Raw genomic sequence first — 20,951 nt, 5'->3', positions numbered from 1 at the left:
GCCTTACACCATAAACTTTTTCCAACTTTGATCAGACGATACCAGTTCCTGCAAAAAACTTCACAGAAAAAAAAGGAGCCCCAGCCAAATCATTTAGAATGGCATTAGGAGCATTAATTATCAAAGAAATTTCAGGAAAAAGTGACAGAGAAACAGTAGAACAAATAAAAGAGAACCCTTATTTACAGTACTTTATAGGAATGGAAAGCTATAGTAGCAAAGAAGCATTTAATGCGTCAATGATGGTTCATTTTCGTAAAAAAATAGGAATGGAATTAATAAATAAAATTAATAAAGAAATAGAAAAAAAAGCGACGGGTGTAGCGTCAGAAAAAAAAGAAAATGAAGGAAAGTTATTGTTAGATGCGACTTGTACACCAGCAGATATAAAATATCCAACGGATATAGGAATATTGAATGATGCCAGAGAAAAAACAGAAAAAATAATAGATAAGCTGTATGAAGAAATAAAAGAGAAAAGGAAAGAAAAGCCGAGGACTTATAGGGAAGTGGCAAGAAAAGAGTACTTAGCCATAGCAAAAAAACGTCGTGTGTCAAAAAAAGAAAGAAGAAAAGGAACAAAAAAACAACTAGGATATATAAAAAGAAACTTGTCTGATATAGAAAAAATGATAGAAGAGGGAGCAAAGTTAGAAAAACTAACGAAAAAAGAGCAAGAAGAGCTTGTAACGATAGGAAAAGTGTATGAGCAACAGTTAGAAATGTATGAAAAAAAGACAAATAAAGTAGAAAACAGAATTGTGAGTGTAAGCCAACCTCACGTGCGTCCAATAGTGCGTGGAAAAGCGGGAAAAGCAGTAGAGTTTGGAGCTAAAATATCGGCAAGTAATGTGAATGGCTTTGTCTTCTTAGACAAATTAAGTTGGGATAATTACAACGAATCGGGAGATTTACAAGCGCGAATAGAAGAATATAAAAGGGAAACAGGATGTTATCCGGAATCGGTTCATGTGGATAAAATCTATCGAACAAAAGCGAATCGAGCTTATTGTAAAGAAAGGGATATAAGAATGAGTGGTCCCCGATTGGGAAGACCGCCGAAAGAGGTGAGCAAAGAAAAAAAGAAAGAGGCACGCTCAGATGAAAGAGTGCGTAATGCCATTGAGGGTAAATTCGGACAGGGAAAGAGGAAATTTAGTCTTGGTCGAGTGATGGCCAAACTACCTGAGACCTCGGAAACGGTAATTGCGATGAACTTTTTGGTAATGAATCTTTCTACTCTACTTCAGAAGACAAAAAGTAAAAAGTTGTAGAGTCGTTTTTCTTGTGAAAAATGGTGTTAATTTTCCTCTCTTTTGTGAGGAGTGATTTGTGTTGACCTTTTTAGACAGAAAGGAACAATAGATTAAACAAAATCTGTATTTTGATTTGTTTCCATAAGGATAAGTTATCTATGCTTTTTCAGTCCATACTTCCCTAACCCACATTTCTTTCGTTTTTTGACTTTTTCAGCAAGCCCTATTTAGTGATTGATCAAGTTTGTTTGCAGGTTGCTGACTCTCCAAGAGGCTAAGATTCGAGGAGGAAGTACGAAAAACGTCAGAAATCAGCGAAATCTCTTTTAACTTCATAAAAGCGAGATAACGTCTGTATCTTATGTTACTGTTTGAATTTAGAATTGCTGTTCCCTCACAGGGTTGCTCTTCTAGATACTTATACAGCGATTTCTCTTGACCTAACAAACGACGATCTTGACTCGACCTTACTAATAGATGCTCTCTTCTTCCATCTCCTATCCTTGCCCATGCCTCATACAGGTCACTTTCACGGTCTCCTATGTGCGTCACCATCTTCGCTCCCCCCGCATTTAAATAGTTCTGGCTCTTGGCTGCTGATACTAGCCATTTGTTGGATTCCTTTTCCTCTATTGGTAGTTTCTGGTAGTTTCTTTCCTCCTTACTGGGGCGCGATTCTTCACGATTCCACAATTGCACCGAACTTATTCCCAAGGGAAAGCCATTTTCGCCATTTAGTACTAGCGTCGGATGCAGAAAAAAGCCTATGTCTCGGTTATTTCCCACTACTCCCTGCCCTTCTGCCTTCAGTCGTCCTCTGTGTGCCTCCAAGTTAATTTCACTCGTATCATTTACTGCTAATACGTGTAAGCCTTCTACTTGCTGCTCACAATGCTCTGATAAGCTTTGTATTAGCTCTGATACTGTCACCTTGTCATTCTCCAAAAAGCGGTAGTAACCTACTTGCTCGGCACGGTTTTTGCTCATTTGACGGATGTTTACCGATTGCTTCCGCAACATTGCTTCATACAATTCCGCCCCCTTTTTACTAAGCGTGGGTCTCCAAATGCTTTTCCTTTTGCCTGTTCAGCGTGAATGAGTATCGGGTTGGTCATTTTTCAGTCCTCTTTTTAGTGGTTTTTCCCTTTTTCTAGTTTACACTCGACTTGTGTGTACACAGTAGCCTCCTTGGGCGGGGCATAACTCCACGCTTCTTCTTTTGCCTGTACCACACTTCCTACTGCTTCACTCAATCTTTGGATATAGGATAGCGCTACTTTTCTACCATGATTTTCTAATAAATCATTTTTCACCTCTTTGCCTGCCATCCCTGACATTTTTGAGGATACCTGTTTTGCCAATAATGGCGTTGATGTTATGATTATCCTTGCTTCTCTTTCTAAGGGGCAATACGTTTTTCCTCAAAGGTGAACGCTGATATACATGACGATTCACTATAACCTCACCATAAGGTGTTTGATATTCTTTCGGTTGCTCTCCCTTACTCTTCCAGATTTCTTCACCGATTTTTAAGGGTGAACCATCTGTATCTAAATATTTCAAGGCTTCTTTGCTGGCGATGCAACCTACTTCGTTTAAGCCTTTTTGAATATTTATTTCTGTATCCAACATTGAACGACTTAGTTCTAATGTTAGTTCTATTTTTATCTTTGAACCCTCTACATTAATTAGTTTTGCTGTCATCATTGTTTCCTCTTTGTCACTTTTCATCTCATGTTAACACTTTTCTTTTCCTTCATCAACTAAAGGTCACGCCCGTGTCCCTTTGGTTTATTCTCTCGTCCCTGCTCATAGTGCTACTGTGTACACACAAGTCGAGTGTAAACTAGAAAAAGGGAAAAACCACTAAAAAGAGGACTGAAAAATGACCAACCCGATACTCATTCACGCTGGGTGCGACTTTTAGTTGATGAAGGAAAAGAAAAGTGTTAACATGAGATGAAAAGTGACAAAGAGGAAACAATGATGACAGCAAAACTAATTAATGTAGAGGGTTCAAAGATAAAAATAGAACTAACATTAGAACTCAGTCGTTCAATGTTGGATACAGAAATAAATATTCAAAAAGGCTTAAACGAAGTAGGTTGCATCGCCAGCAAAGAAGCCTTGAAATATTTAGATACAGATGGTTCACCCTTAAAAATCGGTGAAGAAATCTGGAAGAGTAAGGGAGAGCAACCGAAAGAATATCAAACACCTTATGGTGAGGTTATAGTGAATCGTCATGTATATCAGCGTTCAGTAGGAGGAAAAACGTATTGCCCCTTAGAAAGAGAAGCAAGGATAATCATAACATCAACGCCATTATTGGCAAAACAGGTATCCTCAAAAATGTCAGGGATGGCAGGCAAAGAGGTGAAAAATGATTTATTAGAAAATCATGGTAGAAAAGTAGCGCTATCCTATATCCAAAGATTGAGTGAAGCAGTAGGAAGTGTGGTACAGGCAAAAGAAGAAGCGTGGAGTTATGCCCCGCCCAAGGAGGATAGCCAAATTGCAACAGTGGGAATAGGATTAGATGGAACCTGTATGCTGATGTGTGAGGATGGCTACCGTGAAGCAATGGTGGGAACCGTTTCCCTATACGATAGTGAGGGAGAACGTCAACATACAATCTATCTAGGTGCGGCACCAGAGTATGGAAAAAAGAGTTTTCTAGAAAGATTAGAAAGAGAAATTGAGCGAGCGAAAAAACGTTATCCAGAGGCAACATTGGTCGGGATAGCAGACGGGGCAGAATCAAATTGGAAGTTTTTAGAAAAGCAAACGGAAGAACAGATATTAGATTTCTATCATGCCTCTGGTTACTTAGGTGCCTTGGCAGAAGCGTTGCATCCGAATACAGTGTCAAAACAAAAAGAATGGTTGACTGAAAATTGTCGAGAACTCAAGCATGAAAAAGGAAAAGCAGGAGAACTGCTAAATCTGATGAAAGAAGTCAAAGAAGAAAAAAGTCATTCTAAGAATCTTACCGAGAAACTACAAGCGGCGATTACTTATTACGAGAATCATCAGCATCAAATGGATTATGCTGAATACTTAGAGAAAAAGTATCCGATTGGTTCAGGTGTTACGGAAGCAGCTTGTAAGACGTTGGTCAAACAACGATTATGTTGTTCAGGGATGCGATGGAAGGAAAAAGGAGCAGGAATTATTTTGAGCCTACGAGCTTTGGTATTGACCAAGGAACGATGGAGTCAATTTTGGGCAAAACTTGATCAATATGGGTTCCCTGTAGAACCCTGATTACAACAGCTTTTATCAACTAAAGGTCGCACCCTTCACGCTGAACAGGCAAAAGGAAAAGCATTTGGAGACCCACGCTTAGTAAAAAGGGGGCGGAATTGTATGAAGCAATGTTGCGGAAGCAATCGGTAAACATCCGTCAAATGAGCAAAAACCGTGCCGAGCAAGTAGGTTACTACCGCTTTTTGGAGAATGACAAGGTGACAGTATCAGAGCTAATACAAAGCTTATCAGAGCATTGTGAGCAGCAAGTAGAAGGCTTACACGTATTAGCAGTAAATGATACGAGTGAAATTAACTTGGAGGCACACAGAGGACGACTGAAGGCAGAAGGGCAGGGAGTAGTGGGAAATATACTGAACACGGTCACAAGTTGCGAATTTTAAAAATAAGAGATAATATAGTAAAAATAGAAAAAGTAGTCAAGCAGGGCGAACGCATCTAAAAATGATACAGATACAAGAACATTATAGAGGGATGGATAAGGGAAAATAAGGGAAAGTGCATAGAAAACAAAAGCGATGAAACTCCGACCCAAATATAGACTGGTAGAACACTTTGCCGAAATAGATGACCCTCGCATCGAACGAACAAAACGGCATAAACTCATTGATATTCTAACGATTGCCATCTTAGCCGTCATTTGTGGAGCAGAAGGTTGGGTAGCCATGGAAAGTTTCGGCAAGGCTAAACATCAATGGCTAAAAAAAATTTTGGAATTGCCGAATGGCATCCCCTCCGACGATACGTTTGCGCGTGTATTTGCTAGTCTGAATCCAGAGCAATTTCAAGACTGTTTTCTGCATTGGGTCAAAAGTATAGCGGAGGTAAGTGAAGGAGAAGTGATAGCGATTGACGGCAAAACCCTTCGCCACTCCTATGACAATGCCAACGGAAAGGGCGCAATTCAGATGGTAAGTGCATGGGCAACAGCAAATCGTCTAGTACTAGGACAGTGCAAGGTGGAAAGCAAATCGAATGAAATCACGGCGATTCCTAAACTCCTGAAAATGCTAGAGGTCAAAGGTTGTATCGTAACGATTGATGCCATGGGAACTCAGACAAAGATTGCCCAACAGATAGTAGGGCGAGGGGGAGATTATGTTTTGGCATTGAAAGGCAATCAAGGTAATTTATGTGAGGATGTTGAACAATTATTTGCTCATGCTCAATCGGTTAATTTTGTGGGAATTAAGCATGATTTTCATCAAACAATAGACAAGGGACATGGACGGATTGAAATTCGCCGTTGCTGGACGATGGAACAAACAGAATTTTTGCTGGGTGGGGAGAAATGGGCAAAGTTGACGAGCATCTGTATGATTAAAGCGGAGAGACGATTGAAAGACAAAACAGAGTATGAGACTCGCTACTATATCAGTAGCCTGCCGAGTAATGCTCAAAAATTATCCCAATCTGTTCGTAGTCATTGGTTGATAGAAAACTCTTTACATTGGGTTCTAGACTTGGCCTTCAACGAGGATGCTTGTCGCATTCGTAAGGATTTTGCTCCTGAGAATTTAGCCGTCTTACGCCATATCGCTCTTAACTTGCTCACAAAGGAAAATACTCTGAAACTTGGTATCAAGAATAAACGGCTACGCGCTGGTTGGGACGAGGACTATCTCCTTAAGGTTTTACTCGGATAAGATGCGTTTGCCCTGAGTAGTCAAGAGGCTGAGAAATGATTAAGTTAGAATTTACGGAAGAAGACAAAAGACTGTTGTCTTACGGTCGGTTTAATCACCCGCATCCTAGAGTACAGCTAAAGATGGAAGTTTTATGGTTAAAAAGTCAGGGATTATCTCATCAAAAAATTGCTCAATTCGCAGGAGTTTCAGTAAATACGGTGACAAGCTATATCCGTGATTATCAAGAGGGCGGGATAGAAAAACTAAAAGAAATAAAATTTAATCGCCCGAAAAGTGAGTTAACAGAGCATCAAGGGACAATTGAGGCATATTTTGAGTCAAATCCACCAGCAACAATAAATGAAGCAGTAAAAAGAATAGAAGAATTAACGGGAATAAAAAGAAGTCCAACGCAAGTCAGAAAATTTTTAAAGTCAATAGGAATGAGGTGTCTAAAGGTGGGAACAATTCCATCAAAAGCAGATGTAGAAGCTCAGGATAGCTATAGAGAAAAAGAGCTAGAACCAAGGCTAGAAGAGGCAAAAGCAGGAAAAAGGGCAGTTTTCTTTGTAGATGCCTCTCATTTTGTAATGGGAGCATTTGTAAATTTTATATGGTGCTTCAAGAGGATTTTTATTAAGTCACCATCAGGGAGAAAACGTTTTAATGTGTTAGGAGCATTAAATGCAATTACCCATGAAGTAATTATGGTAACGAACAGTTCTTATATTATGGGAACTCAGGTTTGTGAACTCCTAGAAAAGATAGCAGAATTAGGACTATTAATACCGATTACGTTGGTATTAGACAATGCTCGTTATCAAAAATGCCGAATTGTGCAGGAGTTGGCAGAATCATTAGGAATAGAGTTACTGTACTTACCTCCTTATTCTCCTAACTTGAATTTAATTGAAAGACTGTGGAAGTTTGTGAAGAAAAAGTGTTTATACGCAAAATATTATGAAGATTTTACGCAGTTTTCTGCAGCAATTTCAGGATGTCTTGAGGATGCTAACGTAAAATATAAGGAGGAGCTTGATTCTTTGCTCACCTTACGATTTCAACGCTTTGATAAATCTCAGATTATGAACGTTTGAAGTATAACCGAGACATAGGCTTTTTTCTGCATCCGACGCTAGTACTAAATGGCAAAAATGGCTTTCCCTTGGGAATAAGTTCGGTGCAATTGTGGAATCGTGAAGAATCGCGCCCCAGTAAGGAGGAAAGAAACTACCAGAAACTACCAATAGAGGAAAAGGAATCCAACAAATGGCTAGTATCAGCAGCCGGCACTGGTATCGTCTAGCTAGAAGCTACAAACGTTGCAATACGAGAGGTTCAAAAAATCAGGCGAATTTGGAGTAAGTCCTCCCAAGTTAACCCTTTTTCAATTATACCGAGAGCTACAGCAGGAACTTCTCTAGTCGTAAAATGGCTGCGAACAAAGTTATGAACCATCCAGAAAATATCTAGTACTCGCTGTAATCCCACAACAGATTTAGCATAAGTATTTGTACGACGACGAAAGGCAGATAAATAGGGCTTGCTGAAAAAAGCTGAAACCTTTACGGAGAAAAATAGTAGGCGAATTAAGAACCGCTAGAATGCACGAAAATAGGGTAGAATGCCTCAAAACCATTGCATTAAGAAGAGAGAAAGCAGATGTACCGAAAGCAACAGTACTCAATTGAAACACCAGAAAACTTGAAAAATCTGTTCGGCGGGCAGTTAGACGAAGAAAATCGTTGGATAGAAATGTCAAAAATGATTCCCTGGGAAGAATATGAGGAAGAATATGCAAAAAACTTCACAGAAAAAAAAGGAGCCCCAGCCAAATCATTTAGAATGGCATTAGGAGCATTAATTATCAAAGAAATTTCAGGAAAAAGTGACAGAGAAACAGTAGAACAAATAAAAGAGAACCCTTATTTACAGTACTTTATAGGAATGGAAAGCTATAGTAGCAAAGAAGCATTTAATGCGTCAATGATGGTTCATTTTCGTAAAAAAATAGGAATGGAATTAATAAATAAAATTAATAAAGAAATAGAAAAAAAGCGACGGGTGTAGCGTCAGAAAAAAAAGAAAATGAAGGAAAGTTATTGTTAGATGCGACTTGTACACCAGCAGATATAAAATATCCAACGGATATAGGAATATTGAATGATGCCAGAGAAAAAACAGAAAAAATAATAGATAAGCTGTATGAAGAAATAAAAGAGAAAAGGAAAGAAAAGCCGAGGACTTATAGGGAAGTGGCAAGAAAAGAGTACTTAGCCATAGCAAAAAAACGTCGTGTGTCAAAAAAAGAAAGAAGAAAAGGAACAAAAAAACAACTAGGATATATAAAAAGAAACTTGTCTGATATAGAAAAAATGATAGAAGAGGGAGCAAAGTTAGAAAAACTAACGAAAAAAGAGCAAGAAGAGCTTGTAACGATAGGAAAAGTGTATGAGCAACAGTTAGAAATGTATGAAAAAAAGACAAATAAAGTAGAAAACAGAATTGTGAGTGTAAGCCAACCTCACGTGCGTCCAATAGTGCGTGGAAAAGCGGGAAAAGCAGTAGAGTTTGGAGCTAAAATATCGGCAAGTAATGTGAATGGCTTTGTCTTCTTAGACAAATTAAGTTGGGATAATTACAACGAATCGGGAGATTTACAAGCGCGAATAGAAGAATATAAAAGGGAAACAGGATGTTATCCGGAATCGGTTCATGTGGATAAAATCTATCGAACAAAAGCGAATCGAGCTTATTGTAAAGAAAGGGATATAAGAATGAGTGGTCCCCGATTGGGAAGACCGCCGAAAGAGGTGAGCAAAGAAAAAAAGAAAGAGGCACGCTCAGATGAAAGAGTGCGTAATGCCATTGAGGGTAAATTCGGACAGGGAAAGAGGAAATTTAGTCTTGGTCGAGTGATGGCCAAACTACCTGAGACCTCGGAAACGGTAATTGCGATGAACTTTTTGGTAATGAATCTTTCTACTCTACTTCAGAAGACAAAAAGTAAAAAGTTGTAGAGTCGTTTTTCTTGTGAAAAATGGTGTTAATTTTCCTCTCTTTTGTGAGGAGTGATTTGTGTTGACCTTTTTAGACAGAAAGGAACAATAGATTAAACAAAATCTGTATTTTGATTTGTTTCCATAAGGATAAGTTATCTATGCTTTTTCAGTCCATACTTCCCTAACCCACATTTCTTTCGTTTTTTGACTTTTTCAGCAAGCCCTAAATAGCGTCGGATAGCACTATTAAATGCCCCAACGTGGTTGGCATGGACGTCCTTTTCTTCTGGTTTTTCTGTTGTCTCAGGATGTTCTGGTTTCGGAGTTTCTACTTTCTTTAGTTTACCCTCAGAATCTCGACGTTTACTACTCTTATTTTTTAGTCTTACCACAAGACCCTTCGGTAATACTTTGGTGGGACGACCTCGCTTTCCAGTCCTTAATACTTCGTGACAAATATCAAATAGCAGTTGACTATATCGCTTTTCTCCATCTGTAAATAACTGGAGAGATTCTGCACTCCTTTCAAATAATTCCGCTACCGTCATCATTGCTTCTAGAAATAATTTCTGCTCTTTTCGACCACATTTTAAATGCCAAATAAAGCGGCTAGCCCTGTCCATGAGCACGATTGTCCACCCCTCAGAGGCACTTGCTTCTTTATTTTTCCTAACTTTTGTGTATAGTTCATCCCTTTCTATTACTAATTTAACAAATTCATTCACCAAGGCGTATAAAAATAATGTCTCTTGTAATCCTGATAATTTCTTTTCCCAATTCAATATTGTTGTTTTCGCGTAGCCGAATACTCGGGCTGCTGCATTTAATCCTATTCCTTCCATTCTGGCTTTTAATACTTTTACAATTTCACTTAATGGGGTTTCTAAGCCAGCGATTACGCTACCATAAGTCTCAGCAAAACAAGAACTACATTCTTGACAAATGAACATTTTACGTTCCCCGTTACCTTTCGTTTGATAATGAGAATGTATTTTTACTTTTTCACTATAGCAATGAGGACAGTTTTTCTTGAATAAGGCATCCTCTTTCTCTTGGCACAAGCCAACATCATTCAGGATTTCCATAGAGCTTTTCTTTAATATTGACATTTTTTTCTGTTTCCTTCTTCTTTGATATAATGACAATAATAATAGTATAATAAAAACGAGCCGATGTCTAGTCTTAAACTATTTTTCTATTTTCTCAAAGCCTTACACCATAACTTTTTCCAACTTTGATCAGACGATACCAGTTCCCAGCAGCCAAGAGCCAGAACTATTTAAATGCGGGGGGAGCGAAGATGGTGACGCACATAGGAGACCGTGAAAGTGACCTGTATGAGGCATGGGCAAGGATAGGAGATGGAAGAAGAGAGCATCTATTAGTAAGGTCGAGTCAAGATCGTCGTTTGTTAGGTCAAGAGAAATCGCTGTATAAGTAGGGCTTGCTGAAAAAAGCTGAAACCTTTACGGAGAAAAATAGTAGGCGAATTAAGAACCGCTAGAATGCACGAAAATAGGGTAGAATGCCTCAAAACCATTGCATTAAGAAGAGAGAAAGCAGATGTACCGAAAGCAACAGTACTCAATTGAAACACCAGAAAACTTGAAAAATCTGTTCGGCGGGCAGTTAGACGAAGAAAATCGTTGGATAGAAATGTCAAAAATGATTCCCTGGGAAGAATATGAGGAAGAATATGCAAAAAACTTCACAGAAAAAAAAGGAGCCCCAGCCAAATCATTTAGAATGGCATTAGGAGCATTAATTATCAAAGAAATTTCAGGAAAAAGTGACAGAGAAACAGTAGAACAAATAAAAGAGAACCCTTATTTACAGTACTTTATAGGAATGGAAAGCTATAGTAGCAAAGAAGCATTTAATGCGTCAATGATGGTTCATTTTCGTAAAAAAATAGGAATGGAATTAATAAATAAAATTAATAAAGAAATAGAAAAAAAGCGACGGGTGTAGCGTCAGAAAAAAAAGAAAATGAAGGAAAGTTATTGTTAGATGCGACTTGTACACCAGCAGATATAAAATATCCAACGGATATAGGAATATTGAATGATGCCAGAGAAAAAACAGAAAAAATAATAGATAAGCTGTATGAAGAAATAAAAGAGAAAAGGAAAGAAAAGCCGAGGACTTATAGGGAAGTGGCAAGAAAAGAGTACTTAGCCATAGCAAAAAAACGTCGTGTGTCAAAAAAAGAAAGAAGAAAAGGAACAAAAAAACAACTAGGATATATAAAAAGAAACTTGTCTCATATAGAAAAAATGATAGAAGAGGGAGCAAAGTTAGAAAAACTAACGAAAAAAGAGCAAGAAGAGCTTGTAACGATAGGAAAAGTGTATGAGCAACAGTTAGAAATGTATGAAAAAAAGACAAATAAAGTAGAAAACAGAATTGTGAGTGTAAGCCAACCTCACGTGCGTCCAATAGTGCGTGGAAAAGCGGGAAAAGCAGTAGAGTTTGGAGCTAAAATATCGGCAAGTAATGTGAATGGCTTTGTCTTCTTAGACAAATTAAGTTGGGATAATTACAACGAATCGGGAGATTTACAAGCGCGAATAGAAGAATATAAAAGGGAAACAGGATGTTATCCGGAATCGGTTCATGTGGATAAAATCTATCGAACAAAAGCGAATCGAGCTTATTGTAAAGAAAGGGATATAAGAATGAGTGGTCCCCGATTGGGAAGACCGCCGAAAGAGGTGAGCAAAGAAAAAAAGAAAGAGGCACGCTCAGATGAAAGAGTGCGTAATGCCATTGAGGGTAAATTCGGACAGGGAAAGAGGAAATTTAGTCTTGGTCGAGTGATGGCCAAACTACCTGAGACCTCGGAAACGGTAATTGCGATGAACTTTTTGGTAATGAATCTTTCTACTCTACTTCAGAAGACAAAAAAGAAAACAAAAAGTAAAAAGTTGTAGAGTCGTTTTTCTTGTGAAAAATGGTGTTAATTTTCCTCTCTTTTGTGAGGAGTGATTTGTGTTGACCTTTTTAGACAGAAAGGAACAATAGATTAAACAAAATCTGTATTTTAATTTGTTTCTATAAGGATAAGTTATCTATGCTTTTTCAGTCCATACTTCCCTAACCCACATTTCTTTCGTTTTTTGACTTTTTCAGCAAGCCCTAATTGAAAAAGGGTTAACTTGGGAGGACTTACTCCAAATTCGCCTGATTTCTTGAACCTCTCGTATTGCAACGTTTGTAGCTTCTAGCTAGACGATACCAGTGCCCAATGGCAATTTGAAGGATTGTAAGCTGTCAACACTTTAACCCGCATTCACCAAAAGAGTATATTGCGAATAAATTGTTCAAGTCACTTGAGGAATTAGAATCTCTCATCAAAAAACTTCTTAATGAAGGCGGATTGACAATCCGTTGGGGGCGCAAAATCAAAAACAAGGGATCAAGTACTATTGCAAGTTAAACTGATGACAGCTTATCTCACAGTTGCCACCGTCTATTTCAAGAATGTACCAATAAGCTTGTTCTGTCATGTCATCCGCTCCTGTCATGGCCAGGCGATCAATCCCATGAATTCAAATATATCTCAACCGGTTCAAAGACTTTACAGCAATTCCAAATTCAAAACTTGATAGCTCTGAAAACCTTACACCAAAAGGACTCTACAATTCTTGACAATTTGGTGAATCGCTGAAACGACGCAAAATCGTTCTGAATTTATTTTTGCTGAAGACTTTATCAACTTAACCTCTATGGACGTTGGTTTTTGGTAGTCAGTGCTTGGTTAATTCTGGCCCCCTGGTCTCTATGGCGATTGCGAGGGGATTTAGGGTTATTACAGGATCATTTTACCTGGGTTGCCATCCGTTACGGGTTAGCCTTTCAATTAGTCCCCGCCTTTTGCTTATTTTTCTGTATTGGTCTAACGGGTTCTGTTCTTGTCTGGCACAGCCAGCATCTCTGTTGGGGCATTTCACCTAGGGAGCAACTCCGTTGGGAAAATCAAGTTAAAAAAATTCAGTCTCTAGACCCCCGTCATCCTCTCTGGAGATGGGTTTTCGGCCCTGATATCATCTAGAGGAGCAGTCACTTTCTAGAAATGATTCGGAAAAAAAGCGGTAAAATCTGCCGATTGGCGACAAGTTATCCTACAATGGAACTCTAAACTAACGGGATGTAGCGCAGCTTGGTAGCGCGCTTGCTTTGGGAGCAAGATGCCGCAGGTTCAAATCCTGTCATCCCGATTGTACGTTAACGAAATAAAACGGGAATCACGACTAGTTTTGTTATAGTCGGCGATCGCGTTTTTATCGTATTAAAACAAAGTATTTAAGCGGCTTGAATTGTCGTTGAATGAAAACGACCAGCAGGAGAACCTGTTAACATTCCTAAAACGCTAATATCTTCATCAATATCTGGCCAGTGAATGCCTTCACCATTACCAAGAATTTCAAAGTTTTGTCGTTGTTCGGGGGTTGCTTCCGATAAACGCCATGACCAAACTAAAGGTACACTAATGGTTCTTCCATCTACTAAGATTGCGATAATTTCAGCGTCGGTAATCTTGATATTTAATAAGCGTGGCTCAATTGCAGTGTTCATTCCATGCCTCCATGATTTTAGGTAGATTTGATTTTTAAATTTTAAACAAGGCTTGCAACTTCAAATGATTCTGTAGGTCACGCTTGCATTGCCTCATATTCTTCAAGGGTGAGATAATTCCCTTCTTGATAATCTTTAAGGGACGCAATAATATTGGCTTGTTCTGTTTCGGTAATCTCTTCTTCGAGATGTCGTTCTTTGATAAAAAGTAAAAAATCAAGTAGTTGTGACACAAGAGGATCGGGAGCTTGTTCAATTTCTTGGAGAAGTTGTTCTTTGAGAGTCATAGTTTTAGTTTGGTGAAAATAAATTTAATAGTCAATGATGTCATTGGTTAATAGTTCTTTCCATTCAGAGTTTTCTTGATAGTGATTTACCATTGATTCTGCTTGTTCTTTTAGAATTTTTTGTCGCTCCAAAAGAGGGAATTTTAAAAAAGCAATACGGTCTTCTAGGGAAAGTTCAGATTGAGAAGAGTCGGGAATTAGAACTACAATTTCTACGGATTGACCAACGTTAAGCTCAGGGGTTTGAATCTCAATTTTGTTGCCAGGTAAGACGGTTGTAGTTAAGTATAGAGAGGATTTCATCATTGTAAATTCTGATTTTGGGAATTAATTAAATTAATAAAACCTTGAGTTAAATTTTTGGAAATTAATTAAATTAATAAAACCTTCAGTTAAATTAATAAAACGGAAATCATTGCGAATTTTATCAAAGTCGGTGTCAGTTTTTGCCATTTCTAGATATTTAGAATTGAGATTAATTGACTGTTTTAAGTTATTGAGAGCGAAGGTAATATTTTCTTGTAAGGCATAGGCACAAGCTTTGTGGAAATAGCCGATAGCAAGATCGGGTTTAATTTTCAAGGCTTGGTCATAGGAGGTGATCGCTTCTTCTAATCTGCCTAAATTGAATAACGTATTCCCTCGGTTGTTCCAAACTTCGTGGAAATTAGATTTAATTTTCAAGGCTTGGTCATAGGAGGTGATCGCTTCTTCGTATCTGCCTAAATCATCTAATGCATTCCCTCGGTTGTTCCAAGCTTCGTGCAAATCGGATTTAATTTTCAGGGCATTGTCATAGGAGGTGATCGCTTCTTCCAATCTGCCTAATTGTCTTAACGCAATACCTAGATTGTTCCAAACTTCGGGTTTATCAGGTTTAATTTTCAAGGCGTTATCATAGTAAGCGATCGCTTCTTCTAATCTGCCTAAATTATCTAACGCACTGCCTCTATTATTCCAAGCTTTATGGCAATCAGGTTTAATTTTCAAGGCTTTGTCGTAGGGGGTGCGACCTTTAGTTGATAAAAGCTGTTGTAATCAGGGTTCTACAGGGAACCCATATTGATCAAGTTTTGCCCAAAATTGACTCCATCGTTCCTTGGTCAATACCAAAGCTCGTAGGCTCAAAATAATTCCTGCTCCTTTTTCCTTCCATCGCATCCCTGAACAACATAATCGTTGTTTGACCAACGTCTTACAAGCTGCTTCCGTAACACCTGAACCAATCGGATACTTTTTCTCTAAGTATTCAGCATAATCCATTTGATGCTGATGATTCTCGTAATAAGTAATCGCCGCTTGTAGTTTCTCGGTAAGATTCTTAGAATGACTTTTTTCTTCTTTGACTTCTTTCATCAGATTTAGCAGTTCTCCTGCTTTTCCTTTTTCATGCTTGAGTTCTCGACAATTTTCAGTCAACCATTCTTTTTGTTTTGACACGGTATTCGGATGCAACGCTTCTGCCAAGGCACCTAAGTAACCAGAGGCATGATAGAAATCTAATATCTGTTCTTCCGTTTGCTTTTCTAAAAACTTCCAATTTGATTCTGCCCCGTCTGCTATCCCGACCAATGTTGCCTCTGGATAACGGTTTTTCGCTCGCTCAATTTCTCTTTCTAATCTTTCTAGAAAACTCTTTTTTCCATACTCTGGTGCCGCACCTAGATAGATTGTATGTTGACGTTCGCCTTCACTATCGTATAGGGAAACGGTTCCCACCATTGCTTCACGGTAGCCATCCTCACACATCAGCATACAGGTTCCATCTAATCCTATTCCCACTGTTGCAATTTGGCTATCCTCCTTGGGCGGGGCATAACTCCACGCTTCTTCTTTTGCCTGTACCACACTTCCTACTGCTTCACTCAATCTTTGGATATAGGATAGCGCTACTTTTCTACCATGATTTTCTAATAAATCATTTTTCACCTCTTTGCCTGCCATCCCTGACATTTTTGAGGATACCTGTTTTGCCAATAATGGCGTTGATGTTATGATTATCCTTGCTTCTCTTTCTAAGGGGCAATACGTTTTTCCTCAAAGGTGAACGCTGATATACATGACGATTCACTATAACCTCACCATAAGGTGTTTGATATTCTTTCGGTTGCTCTCCCTTACTCTTCCAGATTTCTTCACCGATTTTTAAGGGTGAACCATCTGTATCTAAATATTTCAAGGCTTCTTTGCTGGCGATGCAACCTACTTCGTTTAAGCCTTTTTGAATATTTATTTCTGTATCCAACATTGAACGACTGAGTTCTAATGTTAGTTCTATTTTTATCTTTGAACCCTCTACATTAATTAGTTTTGCTGTCATCATTGTTTCCTCTTTGTCACTTTTCATCCCATGTTAACACTTTTCTTTTCCTTCATCAACTAAAGGTCACACCCGTCGTAGGAGGCGATCGCTTCTTCCAATCTGCCTAAATTTCCTAACGCAATTCCTCGGTTAAACCAAGCTTCGTGGTCATCAGGTTTAATTTTCAAGGCTTTTTCATAGGAGGTGATCGCTTCTTTCATTTTGCCTAATTTCCCTAACGCAATTCCTCGGTTAAACCAAATTTCGTGGAAATCAGGTTTAATTTTCAAGGCTTTGTCATAGGAGGCGATCGCTTCATTCATTTTGCCTAATTTCCCTAACGCAATTCCTCGCCCGTACCAAGCTTCGTGGAAATCAGGCTTAAATTTCAAGGCTTGATTATAGGAGGCGATCGCTTCTTCTATTCTGCCTAAATCAGCTAACGCAACTCCTCGGTTGTTCCAAGCTTCATGGTAATCAGGCTTAAATTTCAAGGCTTGATTATAGGAGGCGATCGCTTCTTCTATTCTGCCTAAATCAGCTAACGCAACTCCTCGGTTGTTCCAAGCTTCATGGTAATCAGGCTTAAATTTCAAGGCTTGATCATAGGAGGCGATCGCTTCTTCTATTCTGCCTAAATCAGCTAACGCAACTCCTCGGTTGTTCCAAGCTTCATGGTAATCAGGCTTAAATTTCAAGGCTTGATCATAGGAGGCGATCGCTTCTTCATAATCACCATTTGTAGAAAGAATTAAAGCCTGTTCAAAATAAAGATCAAATTTTTCGTTAGGATCAAGATTTTCTTGGAGATAAGTATGGATTTCTGCAAGTCTTTCTAGGCGTTGTTGAAATGTCCAATTTTGATAGGTTTCAAAACCAGAATCTAGCCAAGCTAAACGAAAAACTTCCTGCTCAACTAAATCTCGTTCTGTTGCAATTTGAATTTTTCCTGAACCCCAATCAAAAAAATCAGGTGCACGGAGTGAAATATATTTGATCGCATACTTGGGCAAGATAAACACAAAACACAAATGCCGAAATCGATCTCGAAAATTTTCCCGTTGCCAGTTTAAATGACTTAAAATCGGAGGAATAGTATCTAAATTATAATAATCCCCTTTCCCACCATAACCAGGGCGAATATATTCCACTAATGATTTTTCTAAGCCGACAATAAATAAAATATTGAGATTCTCTTGCCCAGGAAAAACTTCAATTAGTTTAATCAAGTTATTAATTGCTTTGCTTAGTACCAAAACATTTATTTTCTTTTGCTGTAAATCAAATGAAACTTTTTTGATTAGATCAAAACCTCCCACAGGCGTAGATTCCACAAACAATAAACCAAAACCCTTGTGTCGCCGCAACGATCTGACAAAAGCTTGATATCCCTCTGTCGTAGTTCGTTCAGAAATGTCAGTGTTTAGAATATTAACCATTGCCTATGAAGAAAATTTTTCTAGATCTTTTACTAAAGGATGTACATCATACCAAAGTTGCAATTTATCATTTTCATCGTAATAGCGATATTGCAAAATACAACGACTTGCTAATAAACGCTGATATTGGTGATCGCTTTTATTATTGAGGATTTGTTTAGTCGCCGCAACGTCTTGTAATAAAGCCCACTGTGCATCAAAAATTGTATTACGATAATCGTTTTTTGCTTCTTCAATCGCAATATTAACCGCCTGTTTTGTAATTGGTAAATCATCTGTCCAGTCGATCGCCTTCCGAATCATTTTCATCAATAAACGAAGATGACCCCCACTCATCAAACAGAGATGATCTAATACTTCTGGAGAAACAAAAACCTTGCTGTCTAGATCTTGAGCTAAATCCTGACCAATATGAGGCTGATCTTTTAAAGTCACTTCCTCAATACGCTTGATGATCATTGCTCGAAATTTCTCAAGTCCTTTTTCATTAATACTGTCATCTTTATTTCGTAACATCACCATCGGCAAAACAGAAGTTTCATCAAAATTATTTTGTAATTCTGTGCAACGTTCTGAATAAACAATCGAAATCGGAACGGTATAAATGAGATGGCAATCTAAGCCCCGCAATTGTTCATGGTGTTTAAGAAAAATCTCATCATAATTACTTGGATCATCGGCGGCAGTTTTCTTTTCAGAAATTCGATCCAGGTTATCAACGATTAAAACCAAATCCTTACGATTATCAGGCAATGATTTTTTCGCTACTGCAATAAATTCATTTAATGCTTGCAAAAGAGTTGGAGCATTCTGGCTGATTTTATCGCGGATCTCTTGACGATTATCGGGTTGAGTCTTGAGAGTTGCGGTAATCTTGGTAAATTCACTAACTTTTTGTTCCAAACTTAACCCATCCAAAGTTAAGGGTGTTAATAACAAATCCTTCAGACTTTCTGAGCGTTTCTCTAACCAATCCGTTAAACCTTTCAGGGGATTTTCATCTGCTAATTTAATCTCTTGAATTAAATGTTTAGTACATGCCAATAAGATATCAATATATTTCGTATCGCCTGGATCAATATCCTCATCATTCGCCGCAAAATAAACCACAAAATAATTCTGAGAAATGAGCCACTTCTTTAGTTTCAACAATTCCGTTGATTTACCTACTCCGCGATGCCCCGTATAAAGCTGACAGGTTGTACCCTTGCTACGAGTAATTTTTCGCCCTAACTCGCGCAACACATCCCAACGTCCCCGCACCTCCTCACAGTTAACGTAGGCCGCTTTTGGAGGTGGATCAAAGGGATCAAAGACATTATAAATTTCCGTCATCAATTCTTCAGACATAAAAGCCCATCACCACCAATCGCCTGTTTCTGGAACAATGCCCTCATTCTAAAACAATTTTCGCATTCCCCGATTAAAACAAGCGAGATCGCGCCTCAAGAGCATCAAAATCAGAGCGTATTGCATGAGCTTCCCAACAATGCCACAATGAACGGAGCAAAAAATTCTGCTGGGGAGGCAAAAGCGATTGGCTACTCGCGTGATTATTGTTCGGCATGGACAGAGCAGTTACAACGCCCAAAAGCGTATTCAAGGCCGCAGTGACGAGTCGGTCTTAACAGAGAAAGGCAAAGCCGATGCTCAACGAGTGGGGCAAGTTCTCAGCCAATTACCCATCGATGCCATCTATTGCAGCCCCCTAAAACGGGCTAAGAGCACTGCTGACATTATTCAAGCCAGTTTTGATAATCCACCACCGCTTTTTCCCACCGAGGATTTGCTCGAAATTGATCTCCCCCTCTGGGAAAATTGGGTTAAAGAAGACGTATTAGCCCAATATCCTGAAGAGTACCATTGCTGGCATGAGCGGCCCCAGGCATTAAAAATGCTCCGACCCGATGGTCAAACCGAATTTTTTCCCGTACTGTCCCTCTACGAACAAGCCCAGGCTTTTTGGCAAACCCTACTTCCCCAATACGAAGGCAAAACCGTTGTCATTGTGGCCCATAACGGTATTAATCGCTGTCTAATTATGTCGGCGATCGCTGCTCCCCCTTCCCACTACCACCGCATTCAACAGTCCAATTGCAATATTAATGTTCTAAACTTCACCAACCAATGGGGTGATCCCGTTCAACTCGAATCCTTAAATCAGACTTCCCATCTTGACATTCCCTTACCGCTACCTCGCTCCAGCCAAAACCGTTTGCGTTTTCTGCTCATTCGTCACGGTGAAACCCAATGGAATCGAGAATCTCGTTTTCAAGGAATTCGGGATATTCCTCTCAATGACAATGGCCGAGGTCAGGCCCAAAAGGCAGCCGACTTTCTCAAGGAAGTGATTATCAATACAGGAATTAGTAGCCCCATGCTACGGCCCAAGGAAACTGCCGAGATTATTCTCCAATATCATCCTAATGTCAGCCTCGATTTACAGGAACCGCTCACGGAAATTTGTCATGGACTGTGGGAAGGCAAATTAGAAAGCGAAATTGAAGCCGATTTTCCGGGTCTCTTGGAACAGTGGAAAAATGCCCCTGAAACGGTGCAAATGCCTGAAGGCGAAAACCTACAACAGGTCTGGGATCGGGCGATTGCCTGTTGGGAAGAGCGAGTTAGCTACTATAGCCAGCATCAGGAACAGACCATTGGCATTGTGGTTGCCCATGATGCCATTAACAAAGTCATTTTGTGTTATCTACTGGGTTTAACCCCCGCTAATTTCTGGAATATTAAACAGGGCAATGGTGGCGTGAGTGTGATTGATTATCCCCAAGGGCTTGATAGTACCCCGATTCTGCAAGCCATCAATTTAACCACCCATCTAGGGGGAGTGTTGGACAAAACGGCGGCAGGAGCACTGTAAATATGCGGGCAGGATTTAGACGGCTCGGAATATCAACATTTCCTGATGTTTGCAAGACCTGATACCGAACTCAATAGCCAGAACCGATAGAATAGCCTGGATAGCCCTTTGTTTTCTAGCGTCTCTGTTTTTTGGATAGAGGCTGGCTGGTTGTGGTTATCATCCCTCTAAGCTGTCAGATATCTTAAACAGTATCAAAGATTAAAGAAACTCACTTCACTTTTGGGATAGTCTTGGAAAAACCGACTCAACTAGTGTAATTTTCCTGTGTCTTAGCTTAGACTAGTGTTGCTGTCTTGATCATTCTGCTTTTG

Annotated in this window: 13 protein-coding genes, 1 tRNA gene and 8 pseudogenes; 10 read left to right on the top strand and 12 right to left on the bottom strand. The window is 39.1% G+C overall.

Annotated features, from left to right (window positions below):
* Window positions 1–50: 50 nt before the first annotated feature.
* Window positions 51–1,253: pseudogene (locus KA717_34300) on the top strand (IS5 family transposase).
* Window positions 1,254–1,643: 390 nt separating this feature from the next.
* On the opposite strand, the pseudogene KA717_34295 reads toward KA717_34300, so the two are convergent.
* The 3 genes and pseudogenes from KA717_34295 to KA717_34285 all read right to left on the bottom strand — a co-directional run bounded on the left by KA717_34295 (window position 1,644) and on the right by KA717_34285 (window position 2,987).
* Window positions 1,644–2,276 (bottom strand): annotated as a pseudogene (locus KA717_34295) (IS4 family transposase).
* Window positions 2,277–2,386: 110 nt separating this feature from the next.
* Window positions 2,387–2,593 carry a hypothetical protein gene (locus KA717_34290; GenBank protein ID UXE60542.1) on the bottom strand — a complete coding sequence of 69 codons (207 nt, stop codon included), beginning with the start codon at window positions 2,591–2,593 and terminating at the stop codon, window positions 2,387–2,389.
* Window positions 2,559–2,987 (bottom strand): hypothetical protein, encoded by a 429-nt coding sequence (locus tag KA717_34285; GenBank protein ID UXE60541.1) that lies wholly within the window; start codon window positions 2,985–2,987, stop codon window positions 2,559–2,561. The genes KA717_34290 and KA717_34285 overlap by 35 nt, the downstream gene beginning before the upstream one ends.
* Window positions 2,988–3,242: 255 nt before the next feature.
* Between KA717_34285 and KA717_34280 the strand changes: the two genes are divergently transcribed.
* From KA717_34280 to KA717_34260, 5 genes and pseudogenes are all read left to right on the top strand, one after another.
* Window positions 3,243–4,523: an ISKra4 family transposase gene (locus KA717_34280; GenBank protein ID UXE64864.1), complete on the top strand. Its 1,281-nt coding sequence runs from the start codon at window positions 3,243–3,245 to the stop codon at window positions 4,521–4,523.
* A 110-nt stretch (window positions 4,524–4,633) separates the two neighbouring features.
* A pseudogene (locus KA717_34275) lies at window positions 4,634–4,876 on the top strand (IS4 family transposase).
* Between the two features lie 168 nt (window positions 4,877–5,044).
* Window positions 5,045–6,172 (top strand): ISAs1 family transposase, encoded by a 1,128-nt coding sequence (locus KA717_34270; protein UXE60540.1) that lies wholly within the window; start codon window positions 5,045–5,047, stop codon window positions 6,170–6,172.
* A 35-nt stretch (window positions 6,173–6,207) separates the two neighbouring features.
* Window positions 6,208–7,251 carry an IS630 family transposase gene (locus KA717_34265; protein ID UXE60539.1) on the top strand — a complete coding sequence of 348 codons (1,044 nt, stop codon included), beginning with the start codon at window positions 6,208–6,210 and terminating at the stop codon, window positions 7,249–7,251.
* Window positions 7,252–7,256: 5 nt separating this feature from the next.
* Window positions 7,257–7,439: pseudogene (locus tag KA717_34260) on the top strand (IS4 family transposase).
* A gap of 53 nt (window positions 7,440–7,492) precedes the next feature.
* Here the strand turns inward: KA717_34260 and KA717_34255 are convergent.
* Window positions 7,493–7,687, bottom strand: a pseudogene (locus KA717_34255) (IS1 family transposase).
* Between the two features lie 129 nt (window positions 7,688–7,816).
* On the opposite strand from KA717_34255, the pseudogene KA717_34250 reads away from it, so the two are divergent.
* A pseudogene (locus KA717_34250) lies at window positions 7,817–9,153 on the top strand (IS5 family transposase).
* A 155-nt stretch (window positions 9,154–9,308) separates the two neighbouring features.
* Here the strand turns inward: KA717_34250 and KA717_34245 are convergent.
* Window positions 9,309–10,265, bottom strand: a complete 957-nt coding sequence (locus KA717_34245) for an IS1 family transposase (protein UXE60538.1) — start codon at window positions 10,263–10,265, stop codon at window positions 9,309–9,311.
* Between the two features lie 454 nt (window positions 10,266–10,719).
* On the opposite strand from KA717_34245, the pseudogene KA717_34240 reads away from it, so the two are divergent.
* A pseudogene (locus tag KA717_34240) lies at window positions 10,720–12,056 on the top strand (IS5 family transposase).
* A gap of 1,246 nt (window positions 12,057–13,302) precedes the next feature.
* Window positions 13,303–13,376, top strand: a tRNA-Pro gene (locus KA717_34235).
* A gap of 85 nt (window positions 13,377–13,461) precedes the next feature.
* On the opposite strand, the gene KA717_34230 is transcribed toward KA717_34235, so the two are convergent.
* From KA717_34230 to KA717_34200, 7 genes and pseudogenes are all read right to left on the bottom strand, one after another.
* Complete coding sequence (locus tag KA717_34230; protein UXE60537.1) at window positions 13,462–13,734, bottom strand: DUF2442 domain-containing protein; 273 nt, start codon at window positions 13,732–13,734, stop codon at window positions 13,462–13,464.
* A gap of 77 nt (window positions 13,735–13,811) precedes the next feature.
* Window positions 13,812–14,021 carry a hypothetical protein gene (locus tag KA717_34225; protein ID UXE60536.1) on the bottom strand — a complete coding sequence of 70 codons (210 nt, stop codon included), beginning with the start codon at window positions 14,019–14,021 and terminating at the stop codon, window positions 13,812–13,814.
* A 24-nt stretch (window positions 14,022–14,045) separates the two neighbouring features.
* On the bottom strand, window positions 14,046–14,327 hold the full coding sequence (locus KA717_34220) for a hypothetical protein (protein UXE60535.1): 282 nt from the start codon (window positions 14,325–14,327) through the stop codon (window positions 14,046–14,048).
* Window positions 14,328–14,357: 30 nt separating this feature from the next.
* The gene (locus KA717_34215; protein ID UXE60534.1) at window positions 14,358–15,011 is read right to left on the bottom strand and encodes a tetratricopeptide repeat protein; all 654 of its coding nucleotides are present in this window, start codon (window positions 15,009–15,011) and stop codon (window positions 14,358–14,360) included.
* 48 nt (window positions 15,012–15,059) lie between these two features.
* Window positions 15,060–16,341 (bottom strand): annotated as a pseudogene (locus tag KA717_34210) (ISKra4 family transposase).
* A gap of 59 nt (window positions 16,342–16,400) precedes the next feature.
* The gene (locus KA717_34205) at window positions 16,401–17,579 is read right to left on the bottom strand and encodes a tetratricopeptide repeat protein (protein UXE60533.1); all 1,179 of its coding nucleotides are present in this window, start codon (window positions 17,577–17,579) and stop codon (window positions 16,401–16,403) included.
* Window positions 17,580–17,765: 186 nt separating this feature from the next.
* Window positions 17,766–19,112, bottom strand: a complete 1,347-nt coding sequence (locus KA717_34200; protein UXE60532.1) for an AAA family ATPase — start codon at window positions 19,110–19,112, stop codon at window positions 17,766–17,768.
* A gap of 187 nt (window positions 19,113–19,299) precedes the next feature.
* Here KA717_34200 and KA717_34195 point away from each other — a divergent pair, with 187 nt between their 5' ends.
* Complete coding sequence (locus KA717_34195) at window positions 19,300–20,637, top strand: histidine phosphatase family protein (protein UXE60531.1); 1,338 nt, start codon at window positions 19,300–19,302, stop codon at window positions 20,635–20,637.
* Window positions 20,638–20,951: the final 314 nt, after the last annotated feature.

Source organism: Woronichinia naegeliana WA131, from assembly GCA_025370055.1.
GTDB classification, from domain to species: domain Bacteria; phylum Cyanobacteriota; class Cyanobacteriia; order Cyanobacteriales; family Microcystaceae; genus Woronichinia; species Woronichinia naegeliana.
The sequence above is the reverse complement of the archived record's forward strand: the minus strand, read 5'-3'. Positions and strand labels throughout refer to the sequence as shown.